This window comes from Actinobacillus porcinus (genome assembly GCF_901764995.1).
GTDB classification, from domain to species: Bacteria; Pseudomonadota; Gammaproteobacteria; order Enterobacterales; family Pasteurellaceae; genus Exercitatus; species Exercitatus porcinus.
The window spans coordinates 125,742-139,652 of sequence record NZ_CABFKI010000007.1 but is presented as its reverse complement, the minus strand read 5'-3'; the positions used below and the strand labels follow the sequence as shown (position 1 = coordinate 139,652).

Annotated in this window: 14 protein-coding genes; 7 read left to right on the top strand and 7 right to left on the bottom strand. The window is 41.6% G+C overall.

What is annotated here, in order from left to right; genetic code table 11:
• The first annotated feature begins 179 nt into the window (after nucleotides 1-179).
• The 5 genes from E7T07_RS06820 to E7T07_RS06800 all read left to right on the top strand — a co-directional run bounded on the left by E7T07_RS06820 (nucleotide 180) and on the right by E7T07_RS06800 (nucleotide 5,566).
• A complete protein-coding gene (locus E7T07_RS06820; protein ID WP_135710169.1) occupies nucleotides 180-2,072 on the top strand; it encodes a TonB-dependent receptor plug domain-containing protein in 1,893 nt (630 codons plus the stop codon).
• 36 nt (nucleotides 2,073-2,108) lie between these two features.
• Entirely contained in the window at nucleotides 2,109-2,897 is a 789-nt protein-coding gene (locus E7T07_RS06815) for an ABC transporter substrate-binding protein (protein WP_135710138.1), read from the top strand.
• A 97-nt stretch (nucleotides 2,898-2,994) separates the two neighbouring features.
• Complete coding sequence (locus E7T07_RS06810; RefSeq protein ID WP_135710137.1) at nucleotides 2,995-3,843, top strand: BRO family protein; 849 nt, start codon at nucleotides 2,995-2,997, stop codon at nucleotides 3,841-3,843.
• Nucleotides 3,844-3,855: 12 nt separating this feature from the next.
• Nucleotides 3,856-4,836, top strand: a complete 981-nt coding sequence (locus E7T07_RS06805) for a FecCD family ABC transporter permease (protein ID WP_135710136.1) — start codon at nucleotides 3,856-3,858, stop codon at nucleotides 4,834-4,836.
• Nucleotides 4,829-5,566, top strand: a complete 738-nt coding sequence (locus E7T07_RS06800) for an ABC transporter ATP-binding protein (RefSeq protein WP_135710135.1) — start codon at nucleotides 4,829-4,831, stop codon at nucleotides 5,564-5,566. Before E7T07_RS06805 ends, E7T07_RS06800 begins: the two co-directional genes overlap by 8 nt.
• Nucleotides 5,567-5,671: 105 nt before the next feature.
• Here the strand turns inward: E7T07_RS06800 and E7T07_RS06795 are convergent, their stop codons facing one another.
• From E7T07_RS06795 to cysT, 7 genes are all read right to left on the bottom strand, one after another.
• Entirely contained in the window at nucleotides 5,672-6,019 is a 348-nt protein-coding gene (locus E7T07_RS06795; RefSeq protein ID WP_135710134.1) for a SirB2 family protein, read from the bottom strand.
• A gap of 3 nt (nucleotides 6,020-6,022) precedes the next feature.
• A complete protein-coding gene (locus E7T07_RS06790) occupies nucleotides 6,023-6,343 on the bottom strand; it encodes an HI1450 family dsDNA-mimic protein (protein WP_135710133.1) in 321 nt (106 codons plus the stop codon).
• 21 nt (nucleotides 6,344-6,364) lie between these two features.
• Nucleotides 6,365-7,183 (bottom strand): pyridoxal phosphatase, encoded by an 819-nt coding sequence (locus E7T07_RS06785; RefSeq protein WP_135710132.1) that lies wholly within the window; start codon nucleotides 7,181-7,183, stop codon nucleotides 6,365-6,367.
• A 9-nt stretch (nucleotides 7,184-7,192) separates the two neighbouring features.
• Nucleotides 7,193-8,092: a formate dehydrogenase accessory protein FdhE gene (gene fdhE, locus E7T07_RS06780; RefSeq protein WP_135710167.1), complete on the bottom strand. Its 900-nt coding sequence runs from the start codon at nucleotides 8,090-8,092 to the stop codon at nucleotides 7,193-7,195.
• Between the two features lie 225 nt (nucleotides 8,093-8,317).
• A complete protein-coding gene (locus tag E7T07_RS06775; RefSeq protein WP_135710131.1) occupies nucleotides 8,318-9,394 on the bottom strand; it encodes a sulfate/molybdate ABC transporter ATP-binding protein in 1,077 nt (358 codons plus the stop codon).
• Nucleotides 9,395-9,406: 12 nt separating this feature from the next.
• Nucleotides 9,407-10,231: a sulfate ABC transporter permease subunit CysW gene (cysW, locus tag E7T07_RS06770; protein WP_135710130.1), complete on the bottom strand. Its 825-nt coding sequence runs from the start codon at nucleotides 10,229-10,231 to the stop codon at nucleotides 9,407-9,409.
• Nucleotides 10,231-11,052 carry a sulfate ABC transporter permease subunit CysT gene (cysT, locus tag E7T07_RS06765; protein WP_135710129.1) on the bottom strand — a complete coding sequence of 274 codons (822 nt, stop codon included), beginning with the start codon at nucleotides 11,050-11,052 and terminating at the stop codon, nucleotides 10,231-10,233. Before cysT ends, cysW begins: the two co-directional genes overlap by 1 nt.
• A 436-nt stretch (nucleotides 11,053-11,488) precedes the next feature.
• Here cysT and E7T07_RS06760 point away from each other — a divergent pair, with 436 nt between their 5' ends.
• Both E7T07_RS06760 and cysG read left to right on the top strand, forming a co-directional pair.
• Nucleotides 11,489-12,493, top strand: a complete 1,005-nt coding sequence (locus E7T07_RS06760; RefSeq protein WP_135710128.1) for a sulfate ABC transporter substrate-binding protein — start codon at nucleotides 11,489-11,491, stop codon at nucleotides 12,491-12,493.
• Nucleotides 12,490-13,911 (top strand): siroheme synthase CysG, encoded by a 1,422-nt coding sequence (cysG, locus tag E7T07_RS06755; RefSeq protein ID WP_135710127.1) that lies wholly within the window; start codon nucleotides 12,490-12,492, stop codon nucleotides 13,909-13,911. The genes E7T07_RS06760 and cysG overlap by 4 nt, the downstream gene beginning before the upstream one ends.

The following is a 13,911-nucleotide window of genomic DNA, read 5'->3' as shown; positions in this document are numbered from 1 at the left end:
TTTTCAGTATTTATTTGTGATGTTGAGATGATAATAACGGTTATTTCGCTATTTGCAAAGCGCATAATTTTCAAATTTATTATGAAATTGATTCATGTGTATAATTAAAATTATTCGTTAGAGAAAAGGATATGGCTATGGCAAACTATGCGCCTTTATCATTTCGGGAACCAAACACAATGAAACTTAACAAAATTTCCGCTATTTTATGCGCGGTTTTTCCGGCATTAAGCTTTGCTGAAACCGCAACCTTACCTGATATCAAAGTCTATTCTGCTTCGGCAACCACATTGACACAGGATCAAACTGCTTCTTCTGTTACTGTTTTGACAGAAAAAGATTTTGCACAGCGCAATGCCACTTATGTCAGCGATGTGTTGAAAACCGTGCCGAGTGTGGCGATAGCTTCATCAGGTGGGCGTGGTACTTTAACGAATGTGTATTTACGTGGTGCAGAGACTAATCAAACTGTTGTGATTATTGATGGTGTAAAAATGAATCCTGTAACGGGTTCAGGTTATGATTTTGGCGGACTAAGTTTAAGCAATATTGAACGTATTGAAGTTTTACGTGGTGAACAATCTGCATTATGGGGCAGTGATGCAATGGGTGGAGTGATTTATATCACCACCAAAAGCGGTCTTTATAAAGATAAACCGTTTAATGTAGATTTTGATTTAGGTACAGGCTCTAATGGTACTTATTCAGGTTCAACGACTATTTCAGGTTATAGCAATGGCTTCTATTATGCATTATCTGGTAGCAGTTATAGCACAAAAGGTATCTCTGCAGTAAGTAAGGATAAGTTTAGTTATACATCAGAAAGTGGTGAGACTAAAACAACATCCGGTGCTGTTGAGAGAGATAAATTTCACAAAGATAATGTATCTTTACGTTTAGGCTATGATAAAAATGATAAGGGTATTGAGCTACTTGTAAGTCAATCATCTCAAACTGCACATTATGATAATCCTTATAGTATGACAACGGAAACAACCATTGATGAAAAAGCACGCAATAGAGAAAATGTAGTTAAATTGAGCGGCTATATCGGCAGTGATCAAGAGCTTTTCAAAAATAAGGTAAGTTTAAGTCAAATTAAAACCAAAATTGATCGATTTGGTGCAAATCCTAGTGCTTATGATGCTAAGAAATTAAATGCAAATTATCAATTAGATGTTAATTTTGATCGCGAAGGAAGCGTGACCCAAGGATTGAGCTTTTTAGGTGAATATCAAAGAGCAAATTATGAAGGCTCAGAATATAACAATGTACTGAAAAAATTAGTTGATAAAAGCATTGCCGCAGAATATCGCTTATTGACTGATACCGATCATGCTTTTTCACTTAGTGGACGCTATATTGATAATTCATTTTATGGTGATGCTTTAACTGTGAGAGCTTCGGGAGCTTATCGTTTATCTCCAAATTTCCGAGTTCACGGAAGTATTGGAACGGCAACGCAAACTCCAACAATGGATGAATATTTTGGTTATGCTCCTTGGCAACAACCAAATTTTGACTTAAAACCGGAAAAGAGCTTCGGTGGGGATGTTGGTTTATTAGTGGAATCAACAGATAAAAAACATAGTTTAGATATCACCTATTTTGCTCGAAATGTGAAAAACTTTATTGCTTACAACAATAATTGGACTCAGATGATTAATCTTGATGGTACAACAAAAGTTAAAGGCATAGAGCTGGCATATAATGGTCAACTTTCTGAAAAGTTAAGTAGTTATGCTAACTACACTTATACTAGAGCTAAAGATGCTAAACATCTTGAGTTAATACGTCGTCCAAAACATGCTGCAAATGTAGGTCTAAGTTATCAAATTACTGAACAACTTGGTTCAAGTGTAAGTATTTCTTATGTTGGAAAGCGTATTGATTCAGGTCGTTATAAAATGCCATCTTATACATTGGCAAATTTAGGTGTTAATTATCAAATTAATAAACATATCAATGTTTATGCAAATTTGAATAATGTATTTAATAAAAAGTATGAAAATCTTGTAGGCTACGGACAAGACGGTCGTAATGTTTACGTTGGCTTAAAAGGTAGTTTCTAACATTAATGGGGCTAATATGATTAGCCCCTACATTTTATGAAAAAAACGCTGACATTTTTAACCGCACTTTTCTTGCCGTTTACAACGGCTCTTGCGCAAGAACAGTTTGTTTCGCTCACGCTTTGTAGCGACCGCCTACTGGCTGAAATCGCACGCCCCGAACAAATTTCGGCAATGTCGCCTTATTCAAAAAATCCGTTGATGATGTTGGATAAAGTCAATCAGGATAAGCCTACGCTCGAACCACAACTCAGCCAATTACTGCCTTATTTAGACAAAACAATGTTGATTAACGAGCTTTTTTATCCGCAACTGATCGCAGAACTCAAACAGCTTGGCGTAAAAATTCTGCCGATTAACGACAGCCCACAAACACCCGAACAGCTTTTTGAATTGATTTTACAACTAGGGAAATTGACCGATAATCAAGCCAAAGCAGAGCAACTGATAACCCAATTAAAATCGCAAAATGTGAAGCTAAATCAACCGCTTACCGATACACTGATTTTGTCGGATACAGGCGTGGTCGATACACAACAACCGAACTACCAAGCCTTATTGCAACTTTTAGGTTTAACGCCATTAAAAACCGCTTTAACCCCACAAAATTTTTCGCTCGAAAAAGTGGTATTAAGCCAACCGAACATTTTAATTTCTTTGACAGATAAACAAGGCTACAACGAACAAGCAGAGTTACTTTCACACCCACTTTTGCAAAATGTTTTCCAAAATCGACCGCACTTTACGCTTCCAATGAAATATACCTATTGTTTTGATCATGGTGTATGGATGGGGGCAGAATTGATTTATAAGCAATTAAAGTAAGTAATTTATTGGAAGTAAAATTTCTTCTTATACAGTATTGTACTGTATTTGAAATTTGATATGATGTTGCATACAGTATCTTGGTTAAGGAATAACAATGAGCAATGCAATTAAATTATTTGAAGGAAATCAAATTCGTTCCCTATGGGATAGCGAGCAAGAAGAGTGGTATTTTAGTGTTGTTGATGTGGTTGCGGTATTAACCGAAAGTGCCAATCCGAGACGTTATTGGAGCGATCTAAAACGCAAATTGCAAGTAGAAGAGGGGGCAAATGAGTTGTACGAAAAAATCGTACAACTGAAATTTAAGTCTTCTGATGGGAAAATGTATAAGACCGATGCGACTGATATGCAAGGCATTTTCCGTATCATTCAATCTATACCAAGCCCGAAAGCTGAGCCGTTTAAATTGTGGTTGGCACAGGTTGGAAAAGAACGGATTGATGAAATTATCGACCCGGAATTAACCATTGATCGCGCCTTAGAAACCTATTTGAAAAAAGGTTATACAAGAGAATGGATCAACCAACGATTACAAGCTATTCAAGTGCGAAAAGAGCTAACGGATACTTGGCTGGATCACGGCGTGAAAGAAGGACGGGAATTTGCGATTTTGACCAATGAAATCTCGAAAGCGTGGAGCGGAATGACAACCAGAGAATATAAGGATTTCAAAGGGTTGAAAAAAGAAAATTTACGCGACAATATGTCCACCCTTGAATTGGTACTAAATATGTTGGCGGAAGCAACCACCACCGAGCTAACACAGATTGCCAACCCTCAAGGATTAGAAGAAAATAAAAAGATTGCTCAAGAAGGCGGAAGTATTGCCGGCGATACGCGAAAAGCGATTGAAAGCAAAACGGGTCAGCCCGTGATTACCCCGAAAAATGCGATCTCTTTTTCTCAGCTTATTGAAGAAGTGGCTAAAGAACGATCAAAATAATTAGACGAAACAATGAACAAAACAACCCGACTTAACACCGCACTTTTGCTCTTGCTTCTGGCTATTATTAGCCTAGCAAGTTGGTATGATCTTAACGATTTTTCAGCGTTGAAAAATGCCGAAGGAATTGTGACGGATATGCGACCGCTTGTGTTATGGGATATTCGTCTGCCACGGATTTTACTTGCCGTTCTAACAGGGGCAAGTTTGGCGTTGGCAGGCAATGCCATGCAGGGCATTTTCCAAAATCCGCTGGCAAGCCCGGGTTTGTTGGGGAGTGCAAACGGGGCAACGACCGCCAGTGTTTTTATTCTGTACTATTTTTCTGTGCCGTTTACCCTATTGCTGATAGGCGGTGTACTGGGGGCGTTGTTGAGCTTTTTGTTAGTTTATTTGATCGCCAAAAATCACGGTACAACGATGATGATTTTAAGCGGTTTGGCGGTCAATATGCTACTGGGGTCAGCGATTGCCTTGTTGCTGTCTAACGCTGAAAGCCCTTGGGCGTTAGCGGAACTTTACCGCTGGCTACAAGGCTCGTTGGTGTGGGCGAAATTAGATACCTTATTGATTTCATTACCAATTATCCTGTTGGGATTGTTCTGTCTTTATCAACAACGCCGTTACCTAGATTTGCTCACCTTTGGTGAAGAAATTGCAAGCACAATGGGGATTGATCCAAAACGTAGCTTTTTCATTACCACTTTGGGTGTTGCCTTATTAGTAGGGGCAACCATTCCCCAAACAGGAACCATCGGCTTTATCGGCTTAATTGCACCGCACTTAGCTCGCATTATCCTGAAAAAACGCCCATCACAGCTTTATCTTACAAGCGGTCTAATCGGGGCATTAATTTTACTGATTGCCGATCTCTGCATTTTATATTTGCCGTTCTTTTCCCATATTTATGTGGGAACGCTGACGGCAATTATCGGCGCGCCATTTTTGATTTGGATTTTATTAACACAACAACGGAGAATGGCAAATGATTAAACTGGAAAACCTCAGCCTGACATTCGGTTTATCCAACATCAGCTGCCATATTTCTCAAGGCAAACTTATCGGCATTATGGGGGCAAACGGTGCAGGGAAATCCACCTTATTGAAAAGTATCGCAGGGATCTTACCGCTTGCAAGCGGTGAAATTTGGCTTGGAAATGGCAAATTATCCGCAATGACCACTAAACAGAAAAGTGAACAGCTTGCCTATTTTGCTCAAAATACTCAAATTCATTGGGATTTATCCGTTTATGATGTAATCGCTCTGGGACTGACTTCATCTACAAAAAATGAGCAAGAAAAAGTGCGGTCGGTTTCCGAACAATTTTCTATCTCTCACCTCCTTGAAAAGCCGTTTCAACAACTTTCAGGTGGCGAAAAAGCTCGAGTACAACTGGCTCGTTGCTGTATCAAACAAGCTCCATTATTGCTCGCCGATGAACCCATTGCTCCGTTAGATCCCTATTATCAAATTGATATGATGGAACAGCTTAAAGCCCTCACACCGCAGAAAACCTGTGTGGTGGCAATTCATCACTTAGATTTAGCCTACCGCTTTTGTGATGAAATTATTTTATTGGATAAAGGTAAAATCCTTGCTCACGGCGAAACACAAGCGGTGTTAAATGCAGAAAATCTTGCAAGGGCGTTTGGGGTAGAGGTGAAAATTAATTTGGCGCAACGGGAAATTTATGGGGTGAGGAAATTGAGAGAGCTGGGATGATGTAGTGATTGCGCAAGACTGAATAACGATTGGTTCGACAGGCTCACCAATCATCATTTCATCTTTGTCTTATAGTGACATCATATCTGGTGGATATTACTCGTTTTAGTGGTGATAACCTAATAACATCGCTGCACTAAATGCCAAAATTGAGAGCAAGAAAAATACCGCATTGGGGCGCGTGGTTTTACGGCTAAAATATTTGCCGGCAAAAATAGCGTAGAGTACAAAGCACAGGAATTTGGCTATCAGCCAAGCTTGCAATGAAAAACCAAAACTAAAAATGAGCGCAATCCCACTAACAAGCAATAAAGTGTCCGCTAAGTGCGGTAGAATTTTAAGGGGTTTTACTGCGCGCCAGTCTTTGCCATTGAGTTGCATTAAGCCGCGAATAATGAGTAAGGATAAGCTTAAAAATGCGCCGGTGATATGTAATAAAACCAAATTTGTCATCAATTATTCCTTCCACACAATATGATATTCACGATCTTCTTCACGGTGTGAAATCAAGAACTTAGCAAAAATATCATCCATTTCATCTTTTTCATTTACTAACCCAATCCAAACTTCCGCATATTCATCCGGATCAATGAGTACGCCAATTTCTTCATCCCAATTTTCTGCGGTTTCTACAAATTCGACTGCACCGCGATCTTCAAATTGTAGATTGAATAGCATAATATCCGCCGGATCTAAATTTTCAGGTGCCATTTCAAGGAAAATATCATAAGCAATATCAATAGCTGCATCGGGATCGAGTTTTTTCATTTCTGTCATAAAAAGTCCTAAGGTAAAAATTTATTTTAATAGCTCGGTTAAATAGCGTGCGATAGAGGCTTCCCCATTGGAACCAATCACCGCTTTTGCTTGGGCTTTCACTTCATCTTCTGCATTACCCATCGCCACGCCCAAACCTACAGTGGTTAACATGCTGATGTCATTATGGTTATCTCCAAAGGCAATCACATTTTGCAGATCAATCCCCCATTCCTTAAGCAACAATGCGAGTTTTGCCCCTTTTGTATTGCCGTTAGAAGAGCAATCTACGCGATCCATCCAAGACCATTCTGCGCTAAATTCAGAAACAGGTAATGCTTTCACCGCACTTTCCATGGCTTCACGACTCTGTGCGCTAATCACAAATTTCCAAATAATTTCATTCGGATCTTCAATCATCGGCTCAAAGCCGGCAACTTGACAAATATTCGGACGCAGAGAGTCGTCATAAGAATTTGCCCATTGCAAAAATTTTGTCATGTGCGGATTCAGTTCCGTGTAGTTCATGGCATCACGGCTATACATCAATAAATGCGTGCCGTATTTTTTTGCCACTGCCAACACTTTGCGGCATTGTTCCGCAGAAAGTGGGTTAGTATGGCTAACTTCATCGGTGGCAGGATGATAAATATAGGTGCCGTTACAACAAATAATCGGCGTGTCCAACCCCAGTTCCGCATAATAAGGTTTAACCGCAGTATGATGACGACCTGTCACCAAAACCACTTTCAGCCCTTTAGCGCGAGCTTGCTGAATAGCTTGTTTATTGGCATCCAAAATTTGATTTTCAGGGTTGAGCAATGTGCCGTCTAAATCAAAAGCGATTACTTGATATGTCATTGTGGTCTCCTATTCTGCCGGAAAGATAAACGGATTTAACCCGCTACGGCTGAGATTTTTCTCACCCATTTCAATATCTAAGAAAAGACTGGCAAGATCGTCAGCCACAGGTTCCACATAAGGATCTTTTTCTTGGTAAACCACTTTCAAATAACTATGGCAATCTCCACAGCTTTCCGCCTTAACCGGCGCATTATCATCGTCAATTGCCCAATAATCGAGTTCTTTTGAATGTCCACAATTCGTACATTGCGCGCGCACCATATTCCATTCCGTTTCACACAATGAACAATGCACATAGCGCAATCCTTGGCTTGAACCGAACTGAATCACGCTAGCCACAGGGGCAGAATGGCAAACCGGACAGAATTGTAAGCCTTCCGCACTTTCAATTTGCGTACCGCGTGGTAATTGTTGCGCTAATTGCAACCAATAAACAGACAATGCCGCCCAAATAAAGATCGCTTTATCACTTTCTACCTGCGTAAAATCTTGAGCCAATAAGTGATCCGCAAGTTGTTCTAGTTCATCATTGGCCGCTTTTTCAAGCCATTCGATCGTTGCTTGTACGGTTTCATTTGCCGTGGGTTTAAGTTCTGCCAAAAGTGCGGTCAAATATTCACGCCATTTTCCATCGCGTTGCCATTTTTTCACATCTAATGGACGGATGCTTTCAAATTGAATGTCTTGTTTGGCTAAAGGATTTTCGGTTAATGCCACAAGCTGTGCATCAACCACTTGAGCCGCAAAATTGAGATAATCCGCAAAAGGGTGATCTTTGGCTAAATCACGTAAACGCTTCGCACGGCGTTCATATAGGTTTTTCGGATTGGCAAAGAGTAGTGCAGGATGTTGAAATGAATTTGCCGCTTGCTTAATTTCATCTTCGGGAAGAATTCGTATCGCCATAGAGTTGGTATCCATAATAAAAAAGTCCCCCTGATTTTACCGCACTTTTCGCAAAAGGGCATTACACAATTTGGGGACATTATGGGGAATAAGGCAAAATAGCGAATAGACGGGATGTTTTTTCCGATATTATGCAGCCGTTGCACAAGACGGTCGTTGAGCCTGTCGAAACGTCCGTCTTGTGCAGTAAACGCTGAAAGGGTTTATGGTTCGGCAATTCAAGGGTTAAATATTCATTTGCTGGAATAAATTTAATTTATCCGGTACCAAATAAATCTGTTCATTCACCTGATATTGCGCATTCAAATAGGCGGCTTTGGTTAAAATCACTTCAATGGGTTGCTCGCTTTGCGCACTTTGGATTTCAATGCGAACAATAAAACCAATGGCGTTAATATGCGTGATTTTACCGACTGCGAGGGCATTTTCGCTTGAACGCGAAAGCGTTAGTTCATAGGGGCGGATATACGCCGTTGCCGATTGGTTTTCCACCGGCGTGGTGACATTCGGATGAGCGTCAATATTATGGGCAAATTCGCCAATCACCAATTTCCCTTGATCAATATGCCCATGAAACACATTCACATCGCCCACAAATTGGGTGACAAATGGGGTTTGTGGCGCATGATAGATTTCATTGGGATGATCAATTTGCTCAATTTGCCCTTGGTTCATCACCACAATGCGATCGGACACATCTAAGGCTTCATCTTGATCGTGAGTCACAAAAATACTGGTGACGTTGAGTTCTTGGTGCAAATCACGTAGCCAACGGCGCAACTCTTTGCGCACCTGTGCATCCAATGCGCCAAAGGGTTCGTCCAACAATAACACTTTAGGCTGTACCGCCAACGAACGAGCGAGCGCGATGCGTTGACGCTGACCGCCTGAAAGTTGGTTAGGGTAACGATGTGCCAAATGTTCTAGCTTCACTAATTGCAAAAGTGCGGTGACTTTTTCGCGAATTTCTTCCGCACTTGGGCGTATTTTGCGCGGTTTGACTTGCAACCCAAATGCCACATTGTCGAACACCGTCATATTTTGGAATAAGGCATAATGTTGAAACACAAACCCCACGCCGCGATCTTTGGCGGATAAATTGGTTACATCTTTGTCTTCAAACCAAATTCGACCGCTATCCGCAAACTCTAAGCCCGCAATGGTGCGCAATAAGGTGGTTTTACCACAACCGCTTGGGCCTAAAAGTGCGGTTAATTGATTGCGGCTAAATTGCAAATTAATATTTTTTAAGGCGTGGAAATGACCAAAATGTTTTTGGAGATTTTCGATTTTAATTGACATTAGGGTTCCCCATTAAAGCTGAGTTTTTAATTTTCGCTGTTGTAACCAGCCGATAATATTTTGTAAACCGAGAGTAAAAATCGCGAGCAATGCCAGCAAACTGGCACAGGCAAAGGCGGCGATAAATTGGTATTCGTTGTAACTAATTTCTACGTACAAGGGAATGGTGTTGGTTAAGCCGCGAATATGCCCTGAGACGACACTCACCGCACCAAATTCACCCATGGCGCGCGCATTACTTAAAATCACCCCGTAAATTAACGCCCATTTGATTTTCGGCAAAGTGACACGCCAAAATAGTGTCCAAGTACTGGCGCCAAGAATTAACGCCGCTTGTTCTTCGCTGTTGCCTTGCGCCGTCATGGTTGGGATTAAGGATTTGACGATAAGGGGAAAAGTGACAAATAAGGTCACAATCACAATGCTGGGAACAGCAAAAACCACACGAAAACCTTGTTCGATTAACCATTTCCCCATCAAACCATCTAAACCAAATAACAGTAAAAACATCAAACCGACCACAACAGGGGAAATGGAAAAAGGCAAGTCTAAAAGTGCGGTTAAAATGGCTTTACCTTTGAAATTAAAATAGGCAATGGTCCAAGCCATCACCACCCCAATAACCACATTGATTGGCAACACAATTAACGCCACTTTAATACTCAACCAAATAGCACTTTGCGCTTCTTCGTTGCTAATGGATTGAACAAATAACTCAATGCCTTGTTCAAGGGCGTAATAAAAAACGGTGATGAGTGGAGCCAGTAAGATCACGGCGAAAAAGAGCAAGCCAGTGCCGATTAATGTCCATTTTTGCCAACTGTTTACGTTTTTCATTATTTCACCTGCGTCATTTTTTTACTTACTTGCCATTGCAAAGCGTTAATCAAGAAAATCAAAATAAATGAAATGGAAATCATCAACAACGCCACCACAGAAGCCCCTTGCACATCATATAAATCCAATTTTGACATAATAATCAGCGGCGCAATTTCCGACACCAGCGGCACATTGCCCGCGATAAAAATGACGGAACCATATTCGCCTAAGGATCGCGCAAACCCCATCCCGGCACCGCCGATAATAGCAGGTAGCAACGCAGGAATGATCACACGTGTTAGGGTGATAAATTTGCCTGCCCCTAAAATACTTGCGGCTTCTTCATAACTGGGATCGAGGTTTTGCAGTACAGGCTGAATGGCACGTACAACAAAAGGTAAGCTCACAAATATTAAAGCCACAGTGATACCACTTGGTGTATAAGCAATGTGAATACCGATTTTTTCTAAGGCGCCGCCAATTAATCCTGTTGGCGCGTAAAGAGAAGCCAAAGCAATACCCGCTACCGCCGTAGGCAAGGCGAAAGGCAGATCGATTAAGGCATTCACCATATTTTTGCCCCAAAAATCGTAACGCACCAAAATCCATGCCAACAAAAAGCCGAAAATCAGATTGACGACCGTGGCGATAAAAGACATTTTGAAGGACAGCAAAATCGAAGACATGACGCGTTCGCTCGTCACAATCGCCCAAATATCCGCCCCCTTGAGCTGCAACGCCGTTGCAATCAATAAGCTGAGTGGCAATAAAATCATCGAAACTAACCATAATACCGTAATGGTCAATCCGCGCTTAAAAAAGGGTAAAACCGTTCTCATAGGATTTTTCACTTCTTATTTTTTTGACAGACCCTAGAATTTGTCAGACCAATGTAACCCTATACGAGCCGTATAGGGTTACTTAATCTGAGCCGCTCTGCGGCTCTTCCTTTCAGCCCCAGCGGGGCTGGGTTTAATGAACCTAGCACGGCTCGTGCTAGGTTATTTCTCAAAGATGAGCGTTGTTAGTAACCGACAGACCCTAAAACATAGGCAGAAAAATAACCGCACTTTTTCGGGAATGCAAAGAACAAAAGTTTATTTGTTATAACCAAAGTGAATTTAACCGATCAAGGTAAACGTTTAAATATTCAATTTGGTTATAACAAATAAAATTTTGTTATTTTCCCATTTCAGCATTTTGATTTATAAATTCACCATTCAAATTTACGGGCTCAATGTGACAACAATCTTGGAAGGAAAGTAGGAGACTGAAATGAAGAAAAGCGCGGTTATTTTTCTGGCAGTTTTCGCTTTATTCGCCGCACTTTGGGGCAAGTCTGAAACGGTGTCGCAAAAGGTGTTATTAAATGTCGCCTATGATGTCATTCGTGATTTTTACAAAGAATACAATGCAGAATTTCGTCAAGCTTATCCAGAAGTATTAATTTCACAGTCCCACGGTGGCGCGAGTAAACAAGCCTTAAGTGTTGCCAGCGGTTTACCTGCTGATGTGGTGACGCTGACCCAAAGCAACGATATTAATATGTTGGTGAAAAAAGGTTTAGTGGCAGAAAACTGGCAACAAGCTCTACCCAATAACGCCACGCCATTTGGTTCTGTGATGGTGTTTTTAGTCAATAAAGGCAATCCCAAAGCGATTCGAGATTGGGCGGATTTAGCGCGTGATGATGTGAAAGTGATTTTTGCTAACCCAAAAACCTCTGCCAATGGTCGCTTTGCTTATTTATCGGTGTTGGCTTATGCCCAACAACAATTTCAAGATCAGGCACAAGTGAATGACTTTATGCAGAAAGTGTTGGCGAATGTGCCGGTGTTGGAAGCCGGTGCGCGCGGCGCAACGATTTCTTTTACTCAACGTAAATTAGGCGATGTGTTAATCGCGCCTGAAAATGAAGCCGCATTAGCGGCGAAAGCCTTAGGGCAAGACAGTTTTGAAGTGGTATATCCGAGTTTGACGGCTTATACGCCGGTGCTGGTGGCGGAAACCACCAATACCCAACTGAACGGCACCCATGCGTTATCACAAGCTTATTTGCAAGGGCTTTGGTCAGAGCAAGCGCAAGAATTGGCGGCAAAAAACTATTTTCGTCCGAGCAATCCTAAAACGTTGCAAAAATTCACCGCACTTTTTCCGCCTGTAAAGACTTTTGATGTGAATGAAACCTTTGGCGATTGGACAAAAATTAACAGGGAACATTTTGCCGATAACGCAGGATTTGATCAGCTTTATATTAAAGCGCAAGGAGCTAAAAAATGAATTACTTTCCTTTATTCGCCGATTTAAATAACCGTCCCGTGTTGGTGGTGGGCGGCGGTGCGGTAGCGGCGCGTAAAGTGAGCTTGTTGTTAAAAGCCAATGCTGAAGTGCGCATTGTGGCACAAAAATTAAATGCCGAATTAACCGCACTTTTACAGCAACAACGTATCATTTGGTTGGGAAAAACATTCCATGCCGATCAAGTGCGGTCAGTTTTTTTTGTGATTGCCGCAACCGATGATGAGCAACTCAATCATCGTGTGTTTGTGGTGGCGGAAAGCCAACAAAAATTAGTGAATGTGGTAGATGATCAAGATCATTGCAGCTTTATTTTTCCGTCTATTATTGATCGCAGTCCGATTCAAGTGGCTATTTCCAGTGGTGGTGCGGCGCCTGTGTTGGCACGTTTATTACGAGAAAAATTAGAAGCCTTATTGCCGCAACATTTAGGTGCAATGGCAGAGATTTCAGGCAAATGGCGACACAAAGTGAAAAGCAAATTAAAAACCATCACAGAACGCCGCCGTTTTTGGGAAAGTTTATTTAACGGACGTTTTGCGCAACTACTAAAAAATCGCCAAATTGAGCAAGCCAAACAAGAATTAGAATTACAGTTAAAAGCAGATTATCAAGGCGGTTCTGTAGCGTTAGTGGGCGCAGGTCCTGGAGACGCGGGGCTGTTGACCTTAAAAGGCTTACAGGAAATTCAGCAGGCGGACATTGTTTTATACGATGCCTTAGTGTCCGAAGAGATTTTAGGCTTAGTGCGTCGCGATGCAGAATTGGTGTTTGTGGGCAAACGTGCGCAAGGTCAACAAGTGGCGCAAGAGGATACCAATAGTTTATTAGTGCAATACGCCCAACAAGGTAAGCGAGTAGTGCGTTTAAAAGGCGGCGATCCTTTTGTGTTTGGACGCGGGGGCGAAGAATTGGAAGTGTTGGCAGAAAATCAAATTCCTTTTTCTGTCGTCCCTGGCATTACCGCTGCCATTGGTGCCACTGCTTATGCCGGTATTCCATTAACCCATCGCGATTATGCGCAAAGTGCGGTGTTTGTCACAGGTCATCGCAAAGCTGATGCCAGCGATATTGAATGGCAAACCTTGGCGCGTAGCAATCAAACCTTGGTGATTTATATGGGGACATTAAAAGCCAAGGATATTGCAGATCGGTTACAACAATATGGCAGAGCCGCAGAAACCCCGATTGCGGTTATTTCGCAAGGCACACAAGACACGCAAAAAACGCAGATCGGCACATTAGCACAGCTTGCTGAAATTGCCGAAAATGCGCCAACGCCAGCCTTAATTGTGGTGGGCGAAGTGGTGGCATTGCATCATAAATTAGCGTGGTTTGGCGAAGATAAATTGGCACAAAAACCACCGCACTTTACTTTGGATAGTTTGCGTGTTGCATAA